This is a genomic window from Agromyces sp. Y182 (assembly GCF_059445385.1).
The window spans coordinates 2,837,241-2,858,979 of the sequence record NZ_JCAIUF010000001.1 but is presented as its reverse complement, the minus strand read 5'-3'; the positions used below and the strand labels follow the sequence as shown (position 1 = coordinate 2,858,979).

The 21,739-nt window shown below is 67.9% G+C and carries 18 protein-coding genes; 2 read left to right on the top strand and 16 right to left on the bottom strand.

The genetic code is table 11. From position 1 onward, the window contains the following. Positions 1–17: 17 nt before the first annotated feature. The 14 genes from tuf to AC1C2R_RS13015 form a co-directional block, all read right to left on the bottom strand. Complete coding sequence (tuf, locus tag AC1C2R_RS13080; RefSeq protein ID WP_495352922.1) at positions 18–1,211, bottom strand: elongation factor Tu; 1,194 nt, start codon at positions 1,209–1,211, stop codon at positions 18–20. 112 nt (positions 1,212–1,323) lie between these two features. Then, positions 1,324–3,438 carry an elongation factor G gene (fusA, locus tag AC1C2R_RS13075; RefSeq protein WP_495352921.1) on the bottom strand — a complete coding sequence of 705 codons (2,115 nt, stop codon included), beginning with the start codon at positions 3,436–3,438 and terminating at the stop codon, positions 1,324–1,326. A 136-nt stretch (positions 3,439–3,574) separates the two neighbouring features. Then, positions 3,575–4,045 (bottom strand): 30S ribosomal protein S7, encoded by a 471-nt coding sequence (gene rpsG, locus AC1C2R_RS13070; protein ID WP_495352920.1) that lies wholly within the window; start codon positions 4,043–4,045, stop codon positions 3,575–3,577. Continuing rightward, positions 4,045–4,419, bottom strand: coding sequence for a 30S ribosomal protein S12 (gene rpsL, locus AC1C2R_RS13065; protein WP_108596013.1), 375 nt, complete (start codon positions 4,417–4,419; stop codon positions 4,045–4,047). The genes rpsG and rpsL overlap by 1 nt, the downstream gene beginning before the upstream one ends. 299 nt (positions 4,420–4,718) lie before the next feature. After that, the gene (locus AC1C2R_RS13060) at positions 4,719–5,366 is read right to left on the bottom strand and encodes a spermidine/putrescine ABC transporter substrate-binding protein (RefSeq protein ID WP_495380206.1); all 648 of its coding nucleotides are present in this window, start codon (positions 5,364–5,366) and stop codon (positions 4,719–4,721) included. 92 nt (positions 5,367–5,458) lie between these two features. Continuing rightward, on the bottom strand, positions 5,459–5,944 hold the full coding sequence (locus tag AC1C2R_RS13055) for a DUF6121 family protein (protein ID WP_495352918.1): 486 nt from the start codon (positions 5,942–5,944) through the stop codon (positions 5,459–5,461). Between the two features lie 29 nt (positions 5,945–5,973). After that, entirely contained in the window at positions 5,974–6,330 is a 357-nt protein-coding gene (locus AC1C2R_RS13050) for a hypothetical protein (protein WP_495352917.1), read from the bottom strand. Then, positions 6,330–7,205, bottom strand: a complete 876-nt coding sequence (locus tag AC1C2R_RS13045) for a T6SS immunity protein Tdi1 domain-containing protein (protein ID WP_495352916.1) — start codon at positions 7,203–7,205, stop codon at positions 6,330–6,332. Before AC1C2R_RS13045 ends, AC1C2R_RS13050 begins: the two co-directional genes overlap by 1 nt. 145 nt (positions 7,206–7,350) lie before the next feature. Continuing rightward, positions 7,351–7,725: a hypothetical protein gene (locus AC1C2R_RS13040; RefSeq protein WP_495352915.1), complete on the bottom strand. Its 375-nt coding sequence runs from the start codon at positions 7,723–7,725 to the stop codon at positions 7,351–7,353. Next, entirely contained in the window at positions 7,722–8,006 is a 285-nt protein-coding gene (locus AC1C2R_RS13035) for a hypothetical protein (protein ID WP_495380205.1), read from the bottom strand. Before AC1C2R_RS13035 ends, AC1C2R_RS13040 begins: the two co-directional genes overlap by 4 nt. Before the next feature lie 4 nt (positions 8,007–8,010). Further along, complete coding sequence (locus AC1C2R_RS13030) at positions 8,011–13,665, bottom strand: polymorphic toxin type 15 domain-containing protein (RefSeq protein ID WP_495380204.1); 5,655 nt, start codon at positions 13,663–13,665, stop codon at positions 8,011–8,013. Between the two features lie 64 nt (positions 13,666–13,729). Continuing rightward, positions 13,730–14,041, bottom strand: a complete 312-nt coding sequence (locus tag AC1C2R_RS13025) for a hypothetical protein (protein WP_495352912.1) — start codon at positions 14,039–14,041, stop codon at positions 13,730–13,732. Then, the gene (locus AC1C2R_RS13020; protein ID WP_495352911.1) at positions 14,034–14,693 is read right to left on the bottom strand and encodes a WXG100 family type VII secretion target; all 660 of its coding nucleotides are present in this window, start codon (positions 14,691–14,693) and stop codon (positions 14,034–14,036) included. Before AC1C2R_RS13020 ends, AC1C2R_RS13025 begins: the two co-directional genes overlap by 8 nt. 67 nt (positions 14,694–14,760) lie before the next feature. After that, positions 14,761–15,054 carry a WXG100 family type VII secretion target gene (locus tag AC1C2R_RS13015; protein WP_168197117.1) on the bottom strand — a complete coding sequence of 98 codons (294 nt, stop codon included), beginning with the start codon at positions 15,052–15,054 and terminating at the stop codon, positions 14,761–14,763. Positions 15,055–15,280: 226 nt separating this feature from the next. Here AC1C2R_RS13015 and AC1C2R_RS13010 point away from each other — a divergent pair, with 226 nt between their 5' ends. Further along, a complete protein-coding gene (locus tag AC1C2R_RS13010; protein ID WP_495380203.1) occupies positions 15,281–16,006 on the top strand; it encodes a hypothetical protein in 726 nt (241 codons plus the stop codon). Then, a complete protein-coding gene (locus tag AC1C2R_RS13005; RefSeq protein ID WP_495352909.1) occupies positions 16,003–16,641 on the top strand; it encodes a hypothetical protein in 639 nt (212 codons plus the stop codon). Before AC1C2R_RS13010 ends, AC1C2R_RS13005 begins: the two co-directional genes overlap by 4 nt. 33 nt (positions 16,642–16,674) lie before the next feature. Here the strand turns inward: AC1C2R_RS13005 and AC1C2R_RS13000 are convergent, their stop codons facing one another. Both AC1C2R_RS13000 and AC1C2R_RS12995 read right to left on the bottom strand, forming a co-directional pair. Beyond that, positions 16,675–17,229, bottom strand: a complete 555-nt coding sequence (locus AC1C2R_RS13000) for an FHA domain-containing protein (protein WP_495380202.1) — start codon at positions 17,227–17,229, stop codon at positions 16,675–16,677. 133 nt (positions 17,230–17,362) lie between these two features. After that, entirely contained in the window at positions 17,363–21,694 is a 4,332-nt protein-coding gene (locus AC1C2R_RS12995; protein ID WP_495380201.1) for a type VII secretion EssC family protein, read from the bottom strand. Between the last annotated feature and the right edge of the window lie 45 nt (positions 21,695–21,739).

Sequence of the window (21,739 nt, the reverse complement as noted above, 5' to 3'; positions counted from 1 at the left end):
GCGTAGTGCGAAAGGTGTTACTTGAGCACCTTCGTGACCGTGCCGGCGCCGACGGTGCGACCACCCTCACGGATGGCGAAGCCGAGACCCTCTTCCATGGCGATCGGCTGAATGAGCTCGACCGTCATGTCGGTGGTGTCGCCGGGCATGACCATCTCGGTGCCCTCGGGCAGCGTGATGACGCCGGTGACGTCGGTGGTGCGGAAGTAGAACTGCGGGCGGTAGTTCGCGTAGAACGGGTTGTGACGCCCGCCCTCTTCTTTGGAGAGGATGTACGCGGTGCCGTCGAAGTTCGTGTGCGGGGTGACCGAACCCGGGGCGACGACGACCTGGCCGCGCTCCACATCTTCGCGCTTGGTGCCGCGAAGGAGCAGACCGCAGTTCTCGCCGGCCCATGCCTCGTCGAGCTGCTTGTGGAACATCTCGATGCCGGTGACCGTGGTCTTCTGCGTCGGGCGGATGCCGACGATCTCGACCTCGGAGTTGATCTTCAGCGTGCCACGCTCGGCGCGGCCCGTGACGACGGTTCCACGACCGGTGATCGTGAAGACGTCTTCGATCGGCATGAGGAACGGCTTGTCCTTGTCGCGGATCGGGTCGGGGATCGACTCGTCGACGGCGTCCATGAGGTCGAGAACCGACTTGACCCACTTCTCGTCACCCTCGAGCGCCTTGAGGCCCGAGACCTGCACGACGGGAGCGTTGTCGCCGTCGAAGCCCTGGCTCGAGAGCAGCTCGCGAACCTCGAGCTCGACGAGCTCGAGGATCTCTTCATCGTCGACCATGTCGGACTTGTTGAGCGCGACGAGCAGGTAGGGCACGCCGACCTGCTTGGCGAGCAGCACGTGCTCACGCGTCTGAGCCATCGGGCCGTCGGTCGCCGCGACCACGAGGATCGCGCCGTCCATCTGCGCAGCACCGGTGATCATGTTCTTGATGTAGTCGGCGTGACCCGGGGCGTCGACGTGCGCGTAGTGGCGCTTCGGCGTCTCGTACTCGACGTGCGAGATGTTGATCGTGATGCCGCGCTGACGCTCTTCAGGAGCGGAGTCGATCGACGCGAAGTCGCGCTGCACGTTGGTGGCCGACGGGTACTTGTCGGCGAGCACCTTCGAGATCGCGGCGGTGAGGGTGGTCTTGCCGTGGTCGACGTGACCGATCGTTCCGATGTTGACGTGCGGCTTGGTCCGCTCGAACTTGGCCTTAGCCACTGTGGGTCCTCCTCAGGACTCGTGTAGAACCCCCGGGCGCTGGATTGCGACCGGTGGTCTACGGGGGTTGTGTTGATATGTTACGCGAACCGGCAGGTTCGTGCGTCTCGGACTATTCGCCCTTGTTCTTCTGGACGATCTCGTCGGCCACAGCCTTCGGGACCTCCGCGTAGCTCTGGAACTCCATCGAGTACACCGCGCGACCAGAGGTCTTCGACCGAAGGTCGCCGATGTATCCGAACATCTCCGAGAGCGGGACGTGCGCACGCACGACCTTCACGCCGGCGGCATCCTCCATCGACTGGATCTGGCCGCGACGCGAGTTCAGGTCGCCGATGACGTCGCCCATGTACTCCTCAGGAGTACGGACCTCGACGGACATCAGCGGTTCGAGCAGCACGGGGTTCGCCTTGCGAGCGGCTTCCTTGAAGCCCATCGATCCGGCGATCTTGAACGCCATCTCCGAGGAGTCGACGTCGTGGGCCGCACCGTCGAGCAGGCTCGCCTTCACGCCGACCATCGGGTAGCCCGCGAGGATGCCGTACTGCATGGCATCGCGGAACCCGGCGTCGACCGAGGGGATGTACTCGCGGGGGATGCGACCACCGCTGACCTTGTTCTCGAACTCGTAGGTCTTGTCGCCTTCGATCTCGAGCGGCTCGATCGCGAACTGGATCTTCGCGAACTGGCCGGAACCACCGGTCTGCTTCTTGTGGGTGTAGTCGTGTTTCTCGACCGCGCGCTTGATCGTCTCGCGGTACGCGACCTGGGGCTTGCCCACGTTGGCCTCGACGTTGAATTCGCGCTTCATGCGGTCGACCAGGATGTCGAGGTGAAGCTCGCCCATGCCCTTGATGACCGTCTGGCCCGTCTCGGAGTTCTGCTCGGTGCGGAACGTCGGGTCTTCTTCGGCGAGCTTCTGGATCGCAGTGCCGAGCTTCTCCTGGTCAGCCTTCGTCTTCGGCTCGATCGCGACCTCGATCACGGGATCGGGGAAGGTCATCGACTCGAGCACGACCTGGTTGTTCGGGTCGCTCAGGGTGTCACCGGTCGTCGTGTCCTTGAGACCGATGACGGCGTAGATGTTGCCTGCGGTCACCGACTCGACGGGGATCTCCTTGTTGGCGTGCATCTGGAAGATCTTGCCGATGCGCTCCTTCTTGCCCTTGGTCGAGTTGATGACCTGGGCACCCGAGTCGAGACGACCCGAGTAGACGCGCACATAGGTGAGGCGACCGAAGAACGGGTGCACCGCGACCTTGAATGCGAGGGCCGTGAACGGCTCCGAAGCATCCGCGTGACGCATGACGACCTTCTCCTCGTCGCGAGCGTCGTGCGCCTCGATGGCGGGCACGTCGAGCGGCGACGGGAGGTAGTCGATGACGGCGTCGAGCATGGGCTGCACACCGCGGTTCTTGAAGGCCGAACCGCAGAGCACCGGGTAGATCTCGCTCTTGACCGTGAGGCCGCGGATGGCGGCCTTGATCTCGGCGACCGTGAGCTCTTCGCCACCGAAGTAGCGCTCCATCAGAGCGTCGTCGGTCTCGGCGACGGCCTCGAGCAGCAGGGTACGGTACTCCGCAGCCTTCTCGACGAGGTCGGCGGGGATCTCTTCAATGGCGTACTTGGCGCCCATCTCGACGTCACCCTTCGCGTCGCCGCGCCAGGTGAGTGCACGCATCTCGACCAGGTCGACAACGCCCTCGAAGGAGGACTCCGCACCGATCGGCAGCTGCAACACGAGCGGCTTGGCACCGAGGCGGTTGACGATGGTGTCGACCGTGAAGTAGAAGTCGGCGCCGAGCTTGTCCATCTTGTTGACGAAGCAGATGCGCGGCACGTTGTACTTGTCGGCCTGACGCCAGACCGTCTCGGACTGGGGCTCGACGCCCTCTTTACCGTCGAAGACGGCGACGGCGCCATCGAGCACGCGGAGCGAACGCTCGACCTCGACCGTGAAGTCGACGTGGCCGGGGGTGTCGATGATGTTGATCTGGTTCTTGTTCCAGAAGCAGGTCACGGCGGCAGACGTGATCGTGATGCCGCGCTCTTTCTCCTGCTCCATCCAGTCGGTCGTCGAGGCACCGTCGTGGGTCTCGCCGATCTTGTGGTTGACGCCCGTGTAGAACAGGATGCGCTCGGTCGTGGTGGTCTTGCCGGCATCGATGTGCGCCATGATGCCGATATTGCGGACCTTGTTCAGGTCGGTGAGCACGTCTTGTGCCACGGGTGTTCCTCCGGGGATTCAGGAAGGGGAAAGATGAGGTGAACGGATGCCGCGGCATCCTGCTGTGGCATCCGTCCGGCCTGCTACCAGTGGTAGTGGGCCCGATCGGATGCCGGCCGCGGCACCCGTCTGCCTGCTACCAGCGGTAGTGGGCGAAGGCGCGGTTCGACTCGGCCATCTTGTGGGTGTCTTCGCGGCGCTTGACCGCGGCACCCAGGCTGTTCGAGGCGTCGAGGATCTCGTTGGTGAGACGCTCGGTCATCGTCTTCTCGCGACGGGCCTTGGCGTAGCTGGTGAGCCAGCGGAGAGCCAGGGTGTTGGCGCGGTGAGGCTTGACCTCGACGGGGACCTGGTAGGTCGAACCGCCGACGCGACGTGAACGCACCTCGAGTGTGGGGCGCACGTTGTCGAGCGCCTTCTTGAGGGTGGCGACGGCGTCTTGGCCGTTCTTCTCGGCAACGTTCTCGAGGGCGTCGTAGACGATGCGCTGGGCGAGGTCTTTCTTGCCGTCGATGAGGATCTTGTTGACGAGCTGGCTGACGACGGGCGAACCGTAGACCGGGTCGGCGACGACGGGGCGCTTGGGAGCTGGTCCTTTGCGAGGCATTACTTCTTCTCCATCTTCGCGCCGTACTTGCTGCGACCCTGCTTGCGGTTCTTCACGGCCTGCGTGTCGAGCGCGCCGCGGACGATCTTGTAGCGCACACCCGGGAGGTCTTTCACACGACCGCCGCGGATGAGCACCATCGAGTGCTCCTGGAGGTTGTGGCCCTCGCCGGGGATGTAGGCGGTGACCTCACTGCCGTTGGAGAGCTTCACACGGGCGACCTTGCGGAGCGCGGAGTTCGGCTTCTTCGGGGTGGTGGTGTACACACGCGTGCAGACGCCGCGCTGCTGGGGGTTGGCCTTCAGGGCGGGAGCCTTGGTCTTGGTGACCTTCGGCGAGCGACCCTTGCGGACCAACTGCTGAATCGTTGGCACTGCTTCTCCTTGTTGGTGCTGCACGGTGACAGCGTTTGATGGAATTCACATCAGACCCACCGGCACTGCAGAGCTGCAGCGCCGTTTCTGTGGTGGGTATGCCGTGGGGGCGACCCGTGAAGGTGCCCATGACGTGGTCGATCTGCCGCTGCCTGCCTCGCGCGCCTTGTTCTTCGCAGAATGTCGGGGCACGATTCAAGCGCGCGTCAAAGCGCACACTCGATCCATGGTAATGCCACGTAACCTTGCGGTCAAATGGGGACGGATGCCGCGGGCCCGCGTTCGCTGTCGGCAAACGGTCAGCTCGGCCACCCGGGCGAATCGAGCTCCCGCTCGAGATCGGCGAGGAGGTCTTCGACCTGCGGCTCGACGAACTCGGTCACGGCGTCGCCGATGCGCCCGCGGTGCTGGGCGAGTTCGATGCAGATGCGCCGCCCGAGTTGCTTCGCGAAGTCATCGGCGAGGCGCACCTCTTCGCGGAGCGCCTCCTTCTCCTCCATCGTGAAGGGGCGCGGCGCCGGCTCGAGCGCTTCGGCTGCGGCATCCGCCTCGAGTCCGCTGAGAGTGAAGAGGAACGGCTGGTCGGGCATCGGCTCGGGGTCGAGGTCGAGACCGAGGAATTCCGGCTCGAGGCCCTCACCAGCGCGGTACGGGCGCCGCGCCTTGCGCTCTTCGGCGAGCCTGATCTCACGGTGGAGCATCGGCAGGTTTCGCGCTGTGTAGTCGTCGACTGCGAGGTCGATGATGCCCTTCATGCGCATGGAGAAGGAATGCTGCACGGGGTGCGGCACGTCGATGTCGAGCCCCGCGGCGGTCAGGATCGGCGACCCGAAGCACCGCGTGCAGAGCCGCACGCGGGCGCGGTGGGTGCCCGGTCGCCACCGGGGCAGCCACGCCAGCCACCGGTCGACCTCGTGGCTCACCCGCGCCTCGATCGAACCCTGCATCAGCTTCACGATAGCGCCGAGCCGGTGCCTCGTCACCGATGCTGGTCCCGGATGGCGCGCCGCGGCCCCTTCGACAGGCTCAGGGGACGCCGTCACTCGTTGTCTTGGTCGCGCTCCCACGGCCACCGCGGCCGCTCCATGCCGGCACCGCGCCCGCGCGCGACGAGCACGGCGAGTGATGCCGTCAGTACGGCCAGCGCCGGGATGAGCAACCCGAACCACCCGATGCCGAAACCGAGGCCGAACAGGAGCGCCGCCAGCATCGTGTTCGCCGTGCTCGCGAGCGCGTAGCCGATGGCCGAGACCACGACCGCGGCGAGCCAGCTCCACACCGCCGAGAACGCGAGGCTCGGCAGCATCCGAGCGGGTCGACGAAGGGTCTGGGCGAGGGTGAGCAACAGGGCGATGACGGATGCCCCGACCGCCGCCGGCGCCACGAACAGGCCGGCCTCGGGGTCGACGATCACCTCGATGTCCGTGAGGAGACTCACGAAGCCGAACGCGCAGACGACGAGCGCGAGATCGAGCGCCGCGGCGAAGGCGGCGATCACCCAAGCGTCGCGCGTGCGCTGATCCATGCTTCGAGGCTACGCCCCGTGCTCGCCGATCAAGCCGCAGCGGAGGTTCCGGCCGGATCCCAACCGGGGTACCCGGCGCAGCCGACCGTGAGACGGATGAACCCGTCGGTCTTGTCGGTGAGGATCGCGTAGGACTTCGCCGCGTCGCCCGCCTCGACGGCCTCTCGCATGCTGTCGAGGTTGCGCAGCGCCGTCGGCAGCCAGGCGAGGAACGGCCCGTCGGCCAGACCAGACGGGTCGTCGGCGAGGATACTTCGCACGCTCGCGATCGCCTTCAGCAGCTCGGGGAGGTCTTGTGTGCGGTACGCCGCCGACATACTCGTCGCGACGAGCTCGGTGACGGGCTGACGTAGCCGCTCGCACCGATGCTCGAGGGTGTCGGCCATCAGGCGCCCCCACCGTTCTGGTCGAGCTCGAACTTCTCGAGCGGGGTCCGAACCCCATCTCGGAACGCCCCGAGGCCGGCCTCGAAGTCGACCGCCGAGCCGACGAACAGCACCGTTTCATCGGGCGCGACGTAGATCTTGCCGCCGCCGCGAACCGAGTGCACGAGGCAGACACCGAGCCCGTCGGGCAGGTCGATGATGTTCAGTTTCGGGTTGTCGGTGAGCTTCGCGAACAGCGCTCGCCCGACCGCGACGAGCCGGTTCTCGTCCGAGGCATCCGTTGTCGTCTCTGCTGTGCTGCCCTGCGCTGCAGCCGTCTGCAGGTGCTGCCGCACCGACGGCTGGCCGACGAGCTGCGCGATCGTCGTCAAGTGCTCGTAGAGACCGCCGAGCTGAAGGTTGCCCGGGTCCGGCGAACCGCCGAGGCCGAGCAGCGGTACGTAGCCATAGCACTGCTCGAAACCGGGCACGCCGTCGCGGTCGCGAGCCTCGGGGTACGGCTGCCACTCCCAGGCGCCGTCGCGCTCTGCCGGGTCTTCGATCAACGCGACGAGCTGGTCGACGTCGGCGCCCTCGATGAGGTCGATGACGCCCCAGCGAGCCTTGTAGACGAGATACAGCCCCTTGACGTGCACGACGAGGTCGCCGAGGGCCGTGGCGAACAGCACCGTGGCCCCCTCGGGCATCTCGAAGACACCGGCGAGCATCTGCGCGGCACGCGCCGGGTCGAGGAACCGGAAGTACCCGTCACCGACCAGACCTGCGCCGTAAGTGCGCCAGAGCTCGGAGACCTCGGCCGGGACCGCGCCGGCGAATGCGGCGATCGTCTCGTCGGAGATGGGGGCGACCGGATCGAAGCTCCGGAACCTCGTCATGCGTGACCCTTTCGTCAGACGGAGCCGTTCGGCTCACTGTTGAAACGGATCGGCTCGATGCGATAGGCGGCGCCGAGCCGCCTCGGAGAGTCTACCGAGGCGTGAGGCGAACGACATGGGGAGGAGTCCCCATGCGCGCGTTCGCTCAGCCCGCGTGAGCAGGAACGTCGAGGCCGACCTCGACGAACGGGGTGACGAGCAGTGCGTATTGCTCGGGCGTCAGCTGGGCGGACTTCTCCACAGCCCGTGCTGCGATCACCACTGCACTCTTGGCGTCGGAGTGCAGCCCCAGCCGGAAGTCATCCAGCTCGTCGGCCCGCGGCAGCAGCGCCGCACGCACCGCATGCTCGAGCTGCGAATTGTCGATCGCAGACAGCTTCAACGCGCGCGACGCCTCCTTCCCACCGGCGCGGCGCAGCGAAACCGCGCGATCGAAGGCCGCGGCGAGCGATACCGGCGGGAGCGCGCAGGCCTCCGCGATGAACGTCCGGGTGCTTGTCTCGAGAACGATCTTCGTCACTCCGTCACTGCGACGGACGTCATTCGACTGATCTTCGCGAAGTTCGGGGTGTGGAACTCCTCGCGGACCGCGCCCGTGCGCTTGTCGATGAAGATCGCGAGATTGTCCCAGCGGGCGTACGCCTCGACACCGTCGACGTAGAACTGCCGTGAACCCCAGACCGGCAGATAGTCCTGCTCGTCCTCGAACCACTCATCGGCGATGTAGAGGTCGCCCGAGATCGCGGGCGGGTGCTCGACGAAGTACTGTTCGAGCGCCCGGCGTGCTTCCTGGATCGTCATGGTCCTAGTCTCGCTCCTTCGACGGGCCCGCGCCGACCCGCTTCGCATCGCCGTGCTCATCTTCGTAATCGTCGCCCGGACCGTTGGTCACGATACTCGACCGGGTATACGTTCCGTCCGACCCATTGGTCGCCGCCCCCGGTGGGGTGGTGGCCGGTGCGGCAGGCGCGCTGCTGGGCGGAGTGACCAGCTCGAGCTTGAACTGCACCGCTCCGGCCTCGAGCCTCAGGTTCTGGTCGTGGAGCACCTGGATCTCGCCGTGCAGCCGCATCGCCTCGGCCGGGCTCGTCGCCGGGTCGTGCAAGATCGCGATCCGCTCGGCCATGAGCTCGTTGTTCCGGTCGCGCCATCGTTCGTTCGCCGCGAACTCGCGGTCGATCATCTGCTGAGGCAGTGCCGAGGGATCCGCGGCGTCGCGCCAGTCGAGCAGCAGCTGGTACTCCGGCTGAGTCCACGGCTTCGAGGTCTTCAGCACCTCGCTCGTGGGCACGAGATCATCGACCCGAATGACCGAGATGTCCTTCCACGGTGCGGAGGCCGTCTCGTTGAAGTGCATCGCGTCGAGATAGCCGGAGACGTCGGACCGATTCACCTGGCCGTCGTACAGCTTCACGCCATCGGCTTCCTTCACCACGGTGAAGATGTGTCCACCGCCCGTCTTCCAGTACCCCGCGATGAACCCGCGGCCGCCTTCGGGCCACGATGCGGTGAGTGCGTCGAGCGCGTCCTGCGCCGTCTGGCCCTCGTAGTCGCCCAACTGCTCGAAGTCCCGACGACTGCCATCCGACTGCACCCAATCGGCCGCAATGCTGTGCGGGAAACGGCCCTCGAAGGTCGGGTTGATCGCGCCCGTCGAACCGTCGACGACCGCACCCTGCACGGTGGGGCTGGCGATGACGTCGTAGCCACGGAAGCGGAGCTCGAGGGCGTTGACGACGTAGTGACAGTTGTTCAGGAAGCGCCCTTGGTCGACCGTGACGCCCAGCCCGTTGACGATGTGGATCGCCTGGACTCGCGACTCAGGCGTCGCGATGTGCGGGAACGCGTCGTCGAGGACCTGGTGGTGGATCGTCTCGGGCACCTGCGGCTCTGCGGACTCCGGTGAACTGCCATCGCCCGGAGCGGACTCGGCGTCCGGCCCGGATCCGGCCTGGGACTCCGCATCCGCGGCGTCGGAACCGGAGTCGGAAGCGGGGTCGGTACCAGCACCGGAGTCGGTATCGGAAGCGGAGTCGGAGTCGCTTGCGCTGTCGGTTCCCGCCTCGCTGTCGGTTCCCGCCTCGCTGTCGGTTCCCGTTTCGTTGCTGGATTCGGCAGGGGTGGTGGACTCGGCCGGAGGGGTGGACTCGGCAGGGGTGGTCCCTGATTCGGGGTGCGACCCTGACATCGGGGCCGGGTCCGCACCGGTGCGTGCGGACGTTCCCTGTCCCGCTCCCCCGGTCGCACTCGATGGAGCGGTACCCGAGGGGGTCGAACCCGAGACAGTCGTCGCACCGGACGGCGTCGAACCCGAGACAGGCGTCGCACCGGACGGCGTCGAACCCGAGACAGTCGTCGCACCCGACGGCGTCGAACCCGAGGCGGGCGTCGCACCCGACGGCGTCGAACCCGAGGCGGGCGTCGCACCCGACGGCGTCGAACCCGAGGCGGGCGTCGCACCGGGGACGGAAGCACCCGACGGCGAGCCGGCGCCCGAAGCTGCACTCGCGCCCGCCGGCCGTCCAGTCACCGGCTTCGCCGAGGTGAGCGTCGCCTGGGTGGCGTTCGGGTTTCCACCGACCGAGTCCGAGGCGCCGAGGTGCACGTTCACCTTGATGTGTGCGTGAAGCTTCGGGTCGATGTCGCTGACCGCGCCGGCGATCTCCTGCCGAAGGTCGTCGATGCGGTGCTGCCACTGGCTTCCGAGCGAGCTGTTGATTCCGAGGTCGCCCGCGCCGTCGAACCGGTCTGCGCGGCCGCCCGCCACTTGATCCGGCCCGTGCAGTACGGCCGGGTTCGTGATGGGCACGCCCGCCAGCTTGAGGGCCTTGATCGCCGCCGTCTGAAGGCCCGGAGCTACCCGCTTGAACTTGTCGTAGAAACGCGTGTTGTGCTGCCACTCGGCGACTGTCAGGTCGTTCAGGCCCTGCTGCTGCAGTCCGACCTGACGCTCGTACTCTGCCCAGTCGTGATTCGGTTCAGATCGGGCGAATGCGTCGACGTCGATCGGGTTCTTGAGCGAGTACGAGCCGTCCTGATTGCGCACGATCGGCGAGTCGGTCTGCGCAGCGAGAGCGTCGAGCTGCTGACGGATCTCGGGCGTCAGCTCCGGGATCGTGTACTTGTTGTAGGTGAGGCCGCCGCCCTTCGAACCGTCGGAGGGGTGGGACGCGTCGACCCGGAGGGACTTCGCCGGAGGACGGTACCCTCCTCGATTGCTGTCGACAGGAGTCGAACCGTCAGGAGTCGAACCGTCCGCGGCCGGCTGCACGGCGTTCGGCTTCGTGCCGTCGGGGTTCGTGACGCGCTCGGGCTGGATCGAGGCGTCCCAGTTGGTCGCGTTCGGCTCGGCCGGAGGCCATGGCGAGCGGCTGCCGTTCTGCGCATCGAGCGACCATACGGTATCGCCGTCGAAGTAGGCGTTGAACCAGTGACCATCAGTGGCAGACCGGTCGATGCCGACCACGCAATGCGAGCCTGCACCCATGTCGCGCAGGGTCGCCTCGATCTGCTCTGGAGTCATCGAGGTCTGCGGGTTGCCGGTGCGCGCTTCCATGTCGGGCACATCGAGGGTTCCAGTGGATGCTTCGGAGCGCGAGTTGCCGTTCAGGAAGTCGTTGAGGTTGGCCGAAGTGTTGCCGCAGTTCGTCGCGTACCCGTTGGCCGGGTCGGACGGGTCGTAGTTCGGATTGATCTCGTTCAGCGCAGCATCGATCTCGTCGAGCGTGCGGTCGCTGTGATTCGATCCGCCCTGATCGGCCTCGGGCTGGTGCGCACCGTCGTTCTCGGGCGTTGCCCCATCGTCGGGGTTCGAGCCCGAGTCGGGCGTGCTCGCGTCGTTCGAATCGGCGTCGATGCCGGAGCCGTCAGCACCCGAGCCATCCGCCCCTGCGTTCGAAGAGTTGCTCGAACCGTCGGCGTTCGGGCCGGCAGGCTTGGGCGCAGCCGGGGTCGAACCGCCGGGAGTGTGCGTCGGCAGGAAGCCGGGCTTGCCGATCATGACGGCCGCAGCACCGGCCGCAACCGCAGCGCCGGCAATCCCTTCCGGGGCCACCAGGCCATCGACATCGGATGGCTCGGGCGAAGTGCCCTCGCCGTCACCGGACGCGTCGGTCGAATCGGTGTCGCTCGAGTCGGTGTCAGCGTCGTTCGAATCGGTGTCGGTGTCGGTCGAATCGGTGTCGGTGTCGGTCGAGCCGCTGTCAGCGTCGGCATTCGAGCCGTCGCCCTTCGAGCCCGTTGACGAAGCGCCACCCGCCGCACCCGCAGTCGGCGCCTCCGAGCCGTTCGAGCCGTCGCCGTCCACGGCCGGTGCATCGATGTCAGGTGTTCCACCATTGTCAGCAGGCGTCGTCCCACCATTCTCGGCAGGCGTCGTCCCGTTCTCAGCAGGTGTTCCACCATTGTCAGCAGGGGTCGTCCCGTTCTCAGCAGGCGTCCCACCGTTCTCAGCAGGCGTCGTCCTACCGTTCTCAGCAGGCGTCGTCCCACCGTTCTCAGCAGGCGTCGTCCCACCGTTCTCAGCAGGCGTCGTTCCACCGTTCTCAGCAGGCGTCGTCCCGTTCTCCGCAGGCGTCCCACCATTGTCAGCAGGAGTCGTCCCACCGTTCTCAGCAGGCGTCGTCCCACCATTCTCGGCAGGCGTCGTCCCGTTCTCAGCAGGTGTTCCACCATTGTCAGCAGGCGTCGTCCCACCATTCTCAGCAGGCGTCCCACCGTTATCAGCAGGCGTCCCACCGTTGTCAGCCGGGGTCCCGCCGCCATCGCCGCCACCGACACCACTGCCGTCGCCGACGCCGCTGCTCGGGATGTCGACTGAGCCGCCACCGTCGCCTGCACCGGCACCGCCGTCACCGCCGCCGCCCATCGGGGCATCCGTCGGAATATCGACCGATCCCCCGCCGTCGCCGGCACCAGCACCGCCGTCACCGCCGCCGCCCATCGGGGCATCCGTCGGAATATCGACCGAACCGCCGCCGTCGCCGACGCTGGTGCCCGCATCCCCCGCGCCGGGCTGCGGCGCGTCGTTCGAGATGTCGACCGAGCCGCCACCGCCTTGGTTCGACGAACCATTGCCGGAGCCTCCGGGCGTCGGAATGCCGTCTGGAGCGGTCACACCCGAGCCCGCACCAGCGTGCGACCCAGGTCTGAGTGCGCTGACGCCGCGGCCGGCGGCCGTCATGCCGCCACCGAGCAGGGCGCCCAGCACCATGCCCGAGATCGGATTGAACTCGGTGTCGTTCATGCCCGCTTCGACCCCGGAGCTCACGAGACCGTCGGCGGCGCCGCCGACCGATTCTGCGCCGACCTCACGCATAGCGGCCTTGAAGCCGGGCCCACCTGAACCGCCGAGGATTCGCGAAACAGGTGAGGCGATCGCACCGCCCGCGAACGCGGACACGAACGCCGTGCCGACGTTCTGCTGCTGGTAGCCCTCTTCGTCGGCTCGAGCGGAGTTGACGTAGGTGACCGAGATGGTCGAGGCGAGACCCGCCTGCAGGCCCTCCTTCGCGGCGCGCAGGCCGCCGCGCACCAGAATGCCCTTGACACCGCGGATACCCCTGAGGAACGTCTTCAGCCTCTGGATGAGCTGGGCGATCTTGATGCACCAGCGGACGACGGTGTGGCCGACCTTCGCGGCCGTCGCAAGCGCGCCGATACCCACGGTGACGATGCTGAGCAGGCCGCCGATGGCGAGCTCCGCGGCAATCTCGATCGCCATCTGCTTCAGGAACCAGCCGAGCTCTTCGCGCATCTGACCCAGCTGGGTGCGGAAGTTTCGAATCCACTGCTCCATCGCGTCGGCGCTCTGTCGGAGCTCACCGAGGCCGGTCGACATGCTCGTGCGGCAGGCCAGCATCGAGGCCTTCTGCGGGCCGGGCAGCGTCGCCGAACCGGCGTTCGTGAAGCTCGAGGTGACACTGGTGCGGGCCGAGGTGATGCTGGTCGAGAAGTCGCCCCAGGCGTCGGCCGCGGTCTGCAGCTTGTCTTCGTCGCCGGTGGGGATGACGACGCCGACCTGGGCGAGACCCCACTCGAGGATCTCCTGGAACTCTCCGAGCGGACCGGGCCACCCCGGACCGAGTGCGTCTGCCGGGTTCGCCTTCGAGTTGTCGATGCGTGCGGTCGCCTCTCCCGGCCGCGCCGTCTCGGGGTCGAGCCCGGCACCCGGCTTCTGCGCCGCGTCGTACGCGCGTGCCGTGTTCGAGAGCGCAGCGTCGAGGATGCGCAAGGCGTTGCCGTGCGAGGTGACCGCGTCGATCGTCGGACCGGCGAGCTGGTCGTATCCCTCAGAACCCTCGCAGAATTCCTCTGCGGCGTTGTCGTCGCCCGCCATGCCGCCGCAGCCACTGAGCTGCGAGAGCAGTGTGGTCACCGCGCTGTCGAGCGTCGTGGCGATGCTGTAGAGGTCATCACCGTCTTGCACGAGACGTGCAGGATCCAGCTTCACCTGGGTCATCAGGAGTCCTATCCGAGTGTCGGTTCTGATACGAGAAGGCGCGAGCAGGCGGTGGGCCTCGGCGCTACGCCTCGAAGTTCGATTGAATCGACGCCCACGAGGAGTCGAGGTTCTCGATGGTGGTGGAGTACGCCTTGGACGAGGCCTCCGCCTGGTTCTTGAGCGCCAGCGCGTTCGCCTCGATGGCTGAAGCGCCGACCGTCCAAGCGCTGAACGAGCCGAGGAATGCCTGCATCGCGGGGCCTTGCCACTCGGTGGGCAGCATGTAGGCGAACCCGCTCGCTCCCTGCTTGAGCGCCGAGGCGTAGCCGATGAGTTCGTTCATCGTCTGCACGAGCTCACTGAGCTCAGTGGTGTCGGCCTGCTGCTCAGCCATTCGCGCCGCCTCCCTGGATCTGTTCGAACGCCTCGACCACGGGGCCGAAGTCGGGCAGGTCGATGTCGACCTCGACGTACCCGTTCACATCAGGCTCGCCGTCGGCACTGAGGCGGAAGACGCCTTTGCCGATCGAATCGTCATCGCCGTCGCCGTCGGTGTCGCCTGAACCACCGCCCGTAGCCTGGCCGCTCGTCTTGCGCGGGCCGAGCGCGCCACCGCCGAACTGCTCGACCTCGTCGTCGCCGGCGTAGTCGCGACCGAAGAACTCGGCCATGTCCTCCGCTTTGTCCTCGCCCTTCGCCACGCGCGTGCTGAGGTTGCCCGAGGCGCTGCGCACGCTGACGAGGCCCTGCTGGCGCTGGCGGAAGCCGGTACCGATGCCCGTCTCAGTGCGGGTGTAGCTGCCGTCGGCGGCGATCAGGCCCTGCTGCAGGCCCGTGAGAGCGAGCCGGACCTGCGAGGCCAGGGTCATGAATGCGGCCCAGTTCTCACTGAACTTCTCGGCGTCATCACCGACCCACGTCGTACCTGCCATGCGGCTGACGACGCTGTCGGCTGACGCGAGGTTCGCGTCGAACGTCACGATGACGTTGCCGATCAGCGCCGCGACCTCGCTCAGCGAATCGGCGCGTACTTTGAAGAAGACCATCCATGACCCCTAGCCGTGAACCGATGCCGGCGTGCGTCGCCGCACGCCGGCATCTGTTGTCCTTACGTCAGCCGTTGAACGTGCCGGCGATCGCGTTCTCGCTGTCTTCGTACGACAGTGCAGCCTGGTTGAGCAGGTCGCTGATGCCCTGAAGAGACTCCTTCAGTTGGAGACCGGCCTGGTCCCACTGCGAGTACAGCTCGTTGAAGCTCTGCGACGCGGTGCCGCCCCAGTCGCCCGAGATGAGCCCCTCGACCAGCGACTTCAGGTTCGACAGCTGCGACTCGATCGACTGCGAGCCGCTCGAGAGCTGGCCGGCGACACCGGCGAGAGAGTCGGATGTGACGCGGATCTCCGCCATGATTTCCTCCGTTGAATTGGATGCCTCGGTAGGCACCGAGCAGGAGCCTTCGCTCCGAATTGTCTGTGCGTCGAACACGTTACCTGCAAGCACCGGAAATGCCGATGGGGAGGACTCCCCTACTGCTCCACGCGGCCATCGCCCCCGAATGCGCGACACGCTGGAGGCCGGGTAGGCTGACGGCGCGCGCGGTACGCCTTGTCCGTGGCATGAGAATGAGGATGCAGTGCAGGCGGACTACCGGGCCCACGTCGACCGGGCGAAAGTTGACACGACCGAGCGTCTGAATCGTCGCATCCTCGTGGCCGGTCTCGTCACCGCGGCCGTCTTCGCCGCCCTTGTCGTCGTCGCGATCATGAAGGGCTTCGGCTGGTTCACGGTGGTCATCGCCGCGCTGGCCATGTTCGCCGGCCTCGCGTCCGCGATCCTCGCGCATCGACGCCGACGCGCCCTCGGGCTGCTCATCGCCGACGACGACATCGCGATCGCCGTCGGGTCCTCCGGTGTGCAGCTCGCAACGGCCCCGCTCATCCCCTGGTCCGAGATCGTCTTCGTCGGGGTGCTCGACGACCGGCGGCGCACCGGCATGCTGCAACGGCTGCCGGTCATCGGCTTCTTCGCGAACACCGCGGTGCGCGCCGGCAGTGGCACCCTCCTGTGCGAGCTCGGGGTGCGCGACGCGGCGGCGCTGCGTGACGCGTTCGCGGGCGCGCCGGGCGGTGAACGCGTCACCGTGTTCGATGAATTCGACGGTCGGCGTCGCGGCCTCGTGCCACTCCTGCTCGATGCGGTGCTCGACGACGCCAGTGCGCACCAGGCTGCACAACTCGTCATCCGCGAGGCGGAGCGCCGAGGCATCCCGGCCCGCGCCTTCGACCGCATCTTCGACTACTTCGAATGGAGGGGGCCGATGATCGATCACAAGTGGCCCGTTCAGAAGGGCACCGCGTGACCGCCGAACCTCAGGAGCAGCCGCTGCACGCGAGCCCGACCGAGGTGCGCCGCGTGCGCTCGCACGGGCAGATGATCGCCGCGGTCGTGATGCTCGTGCTCGGGCTGGCCCTCTTGGTGCTCAGCATCGTCATGTACGACGCCCTCGTCGAACTGTCGAGCACGTACCGCGGCCGTCGCGGCGGCCTGCGCGACGCGGTCGCACCCGGCGCGGTGCTGCTCAGCGCCGGAGCCGCGCTGGGCGGACTCGTCTGGCTGCTCGCCTGGTCGTACCGCTGGGAGCGCGTCGCCACCGGAACGGTGCTGAAGCAGCAAGCGAGCTCCTATCTGGCACTGCCCTCGCACGAGGCCTCCGCCGTACTCGGGCGACTGGCAGGCGGCGACCCGCGGGTCTACCTGCCGCTGCCCCTCACGAACAAAGGAGACGTCGTCTTCGGCGTCTGGCTCGCCAGGGCCGACCGTGTCGCCTACGCCGGCGTCGCCGGCCGCAACCGGCGTGACTGGCAAGCCCTGCCGCTCGTGCGACTCGAGGGGCCCTCGTACGAGGCGATCAGCCGCCTCACGGTCGACCACTACGGCGCTCGCGCCAGCCAGACGATCGTGAACGGCTTCGTCTCGGGTCTCTTCAGCGACTGAGGACTGAGCGAGTGCGCACGACCCGCTGCCGCGTCAGGCCGCGTGCAGCACGAAGCTCAGATCGCCGAGCCAGATCGTATCGGCGATCTCGACCGCGACACGGGTGCCCGCGCTCTCGAGCGGCACCACCTGACCGGCGCGCTCGATCCGCGAGCCGTTCGCCGATCCGGCGTCGCCCACGGTGATCTGACCGCCTTGCACCTCGAGGAAGAGGTGTACCCGTGAAACCGAGCGCGTGTCGTCGACGACCTCGACGGCCCGGGCGCCCATGGCGAGCGCGGTGTCGGCGGGCTTGCGACCTATGACCGCGGCCCCCTCGACGACGATTCGCTGACCGGTCGAGAACAGCAGCTCGACCCGCTCGATCGGCGCGACGATGACGGGCTCTGGCGCAGGCACCTCGATGCGTGCACCCGGCTGCTGCCAGGGCAGCGAGCGGGGCAGCGGAACGGGCTCGAGCGGGGCGGCTGCGGCCGGAGTCGGGGTGTCATTGCGCGGCGCCGGCTTCGGCTTCGCGACCTGGAATTGAGCGGGCACGGGCGGCGTGCTCGACTGCGGGATCAGCTGACCGCACGAGATGCAGTACATGCTGTTCGGCTGCAACGTGGCGTCACAATACACGCAACGGGCAGAAGCCACTCGGATCATCCCCTTCTCGACGGGCGCACCACCCGGTCATTCCCGGTGTCGCCCGGGCCAGTCTATGTGCGCGAGGCATCCTTCATTGCCGGATATCAGGCACCCGTACCGGCAGCCAGCCGCTCGGCGTCGTGAGTACAGCAGAACCGGGCGTGGCGCGACCGAGCATGAACTTCGGAATCGGTGAACCGACCGCCTGAGTGCCCATGATCGTCGACTCCGGGCGCAGGACGAGGGCACGCCTGGCACGCTTCGCCTCGACGACCGGACCACCGAACAGCGTCGACAGCGACTCGGAATCGGCGGCCACGATGAACACTGCACGATGCTTCGCCCCCGTGAGCGCGTGCTCGATGGGCGCGTTCTTGAGCTGCTCGGCGTCGTCGACGACGACGGTGACGAACTCACCGGCGGCGTCGAGGATCGGGTCGAGCTCTGCCGGACCGATGTCGCCGCCCCTGAGGACGTGGATCCCGTGGGCGGCCGCCACTTCGGTGAGGATCGACTCGCGACCCGAGACCACGACGACCGGGGCCTTGCGCCAGGCGAGCTGGTGCACGATCGCCGCGAGCGCCGACGACCGACCCGACTTGCGGGGGCCGGTGACGACGAACCCGCCGTCGGCCGGCCAATCGAGCGTGAACCGCGACAGCAGGTCACCACCGACCGCGACGACCGGGCCGTCGTCTGGCCCGGACTCGCCGAGCGGGAGTTCGTAAGAGGCCGTCAGCGCGAAGTGACCGGGCAGCGGATCGACGCGGAACGGCGAGGGGAGCGCCGCGAGCTGCGGGAACTGGTCGAAGTGGTCGCGCACCTGCTCGACGATCCGGCGTAGCGCGGTCGTCTGCGCCTCACCGCTCGTGTCATGCACGAGCACCGCGAGCTGGGCTTCGGCGGCGTTCGCACCGAAGAGCACGCGACCCGGCCCGAGGTTCAGCGGGACCTCACGGGCGAGGATGCCGGCCGTACGGTAGTCGGCGATGTCACGCAGCGGCAACACGAACTGCTCGTCGATGAACGAGATGATCTTGTCGCCCGTGATGCCGCGGTCGCCGGTGATGATCACGCGCACACCCACCGCGGGTCCCTCGCGCAGGATCCGCATGAACTGATCACGGAAGGTGACGAGCTGGTCGGGGTTCATCGTCGAGAGCATGCGCTCCCAGCCGTCGACCGCGACGATCGCGAACGGCAGCCGCGTCTCGGGGGTCGACTGGGCCCGCTGCTCGGAGATGTGCCCGACACCGGCGGCCGAGAGCACCGACTGACGGCGGCCGAGCTCTTCGAGCAGGCGCTGCACGAGTCGCGGCAGCCGATCGGAGTCGAGCTGGGTGACGACCGCACCGGTGTGCGGAGCGTCGACGAGCGGCAGCAGCGCACCGTTGCCGAAGTCGATGATGTACATGTGCAGGTCGGCCGGCGAGAACTCCTGCACGAGCTGCGCCAGCATCGTGCGCAGCGCCGTCGTGCGGCCCGAGAGGGCACCGCCGAGGAAGAGCACGTGCGAACCCTCTGCGACGCCCCAGGTGAGGGTGCGCTGCGACTGCTCCCCCGGCACGTCTTCGAGGCCCAGCGCGATGTGGTGCTCGGGCACCCGCTGGTCCTGGAACTTCTCGAGCGGCAGCACGGTCGGCAGCGGCATGAGCCACGGCGAGGGGTTCTTCGGCACACCGAGCTGCTGAGTGGCGGCCGTCACGAGGTTCACGAGCGCCCGCAGGTCGGTGTCGTCGTGGTCGGCGTTCTGCTGCTGGGTCGACACCGCCTTCGGATAGCGCACGGGGTAGCCGAGGTCCGCCCACTCGAGCGGCGCCTTGCGCGGCAGCACTTTCACCTGGCGCTGCGCTCCGGGACGGATGCCCGCAACTCGAGCGGTCTGGAACGGGGCGGGCGCCGAGGCCGGCCCCGTGCGCACGAAGCCCCGGCCCGGTGTCGAAGGGCTGATCATCGCCGCCTCGCCCGAGCCGAGGATGTCGGAGGAATCGGTGCGGTCGGTGACGCGCAAGGCGACGCGCAGGTTGATGTTCGACTGCATCTCGGGGGTGACGACACCAGCGGGCCGCTGGGTGGCGAGCACGAGGTTCACGCCGAGCGATCGACCGACGCGGGCGATGCGCACGAGTCCGTCGATGAACTCGGGCAGCTCGGTCTTGAGCTCGGCGAACTCGTCGATGACGATCATCAGGCGCGCGAGTCCGCGACGGGCGGCCGTGTCGGCGTCTTTCGCCCACGCGGAGTCGACGTCTTTCGCGTTCATGTCGCGCAGCACCTTCTCGCGGCGCTTCAGTTCGGCGTCGAGCGAGGCGAGGGCGCGCTCGGTCTCGCGGGCGTCGAGGTTCGTCACCATGCCGACCGTGTGCGGTAGCCGCTCGCAGTCGGCGAACGCGGAGCCGCCCTTGTAGTCGACGAGCACGAAGTTCAGCGCGTCGGGCCGGTTGGCCATCGCGAGGCTGACGACGAGCGCCTGCAGGAACTCGGACTTGCCCGAACCGGTGGTGCCGGCCACGAGGGCGTGCGGGCCGTCGCGCGAGATGTCGATCGCGAACTCGCCCTCACCTGTCGCGCCGACCACGACGAAGGTGTTGCGCGGGTGGGTGGACCAGCGGCGCACGATCGGCTCGGGGTCGTCGAGGTCGATCTTCAGCAGCTCGGCGTAGCGCACGCTCATCGGCAGCATGGCGTCGTCGCCGACGCCGCTGACGTGCCGTAGCGAGCAGAGGCTGCGCGCGATCTGATCGCAGCGCGTCACCGAGAGGCCGTCGAGGAGCACGATCGGGTAGTACTCGGAGCCGGTCTCGACGCGTGCCATGGCAGGGTCGTGGTCGTCGACGACGACGACGCTCTTGGCCTCCTCCGGCAGTCGCGCACGCTCGCTGTCGAGGGCGATGACGTGGATGCCGTGAGCCGCGCCATGCTCGAGCAGCGGCACCATGCCCGGCAGCATGCGGTACTCGCGTGCACCGTCGACGACGACGAGGATGTCGTTCGACGGTGGGGCGCCGCGCTGGCCGGAGGCGCGCACGCGCTGCTCGAGCACGACGCCGAGCTCTCGCACGCGCTCGCGTCGGCTGTCACCGGTGTTGCCGACGGCCGCGGCGGCGGAGCCGCTCTCGGTGTGGGGCAGCCACTGGGTCCACGCCCAATCGTCGGCCGCGTCGTCGGGGCAGACGATGACGATCTCGGAGTCCCGGGGCGAGCGCAGCGTCGCGAAGCTCGCGACGATCGAGCGCGAGACGCTGCGGACGACGTCGGCAGGCCCGGCGATGCCGAGGGGCCCGCTGCGCAGCTCGGCCGCGACCGGTGCAGGTGCCACTCCGACGCGACGCGACTCACCGCGGTCGCGACCGCCGCCCTCGAAGCGCACGTCGAGGGCGACCTCGGCCACGCCGACGCGCATCGACAGGGCGTCGGCATCGGTGCGACGCCGCTCCCAGAGGCGCGACAACGGCTTGGTCGCGATGTCGCCGATGACGACCGGGTCGGGCAGCCGATACCAGTTCTCGAGCCGCTGCACTTTGGCGAGGTCCTCGATGCGCCGCTCGGCGACGCGCACCTCCTCGATCCACTGGTGTTCGGTCTTCACGCCCTTCTTTTTCGCCAGCTTGCGGTTGGTGAGGAAGGAGCCGATGACCATGATGGGGCTCGCCGCCGCCATCAGCAGCATGATCGCGCGGCCGAACACCATCGCCATGGTCACCCCGAGCACGACCGGGATGATCGCCGAGAGCCACGGCAGCGGCGACTGGTCGGGGTCTTCGGGGCGGTCGCCGGGCAGCGAGATGGCGGGCTGCTCGGTCGCAGGGCGGATGCGCGATGGTCGGTTGAAACCGCGATCGCCGAGGGCGTCACGGGTGAGGTCGGCGTCGGCGGCCGGCGCGATACCGAGTCGCAGCACGCTGCTGCCCAGCTGCAACAGGTCGGCCGGGACGATCTCGCGCGCCTCTTCGAGGCGCTCACCGTTGACCCAGACCTCCGCGTCCGGTGCCGGGGTGAGGGTCGCAACGAGGCGTGCTGGGCGACCGTCGGCGTTGGTCGCCTCGCTCAGCGCGAGGCTCGCGTGCATCGGCAGCAGCGCACCGTCGGTGACCACGATCGAGGCGCCCGATTCGCTGCCGACGGTCACGGCGGCGCCACGGGCGAGGGCGACCGCGTCGCCCGCGAATGGGCCGCCGACGAACTCGAGTCGCAAGGTGCCCGGCTGCAGCGACTGCTCGCCTCGGGTCGGCACGGATGCCCCGGACAGCAGCGTGCTCTCGGCGAGCGCGGCGGCGTCGCCGGCGAGCGGGTCGAGTACATCGCTGGGCAGGCCGAGCGCCTCGGCGACCTCACCGACCGTCGTCGCCTCATCGACGTCGAGCGACCACGAGCCTGCCGCGTCCCCACTGATCGCCGGATCGATCGTCAGTCTCAAGCTCATCGGTCCGGCCCTCCGCCTTGGGTCATTCGTTCATCACTCATCGTT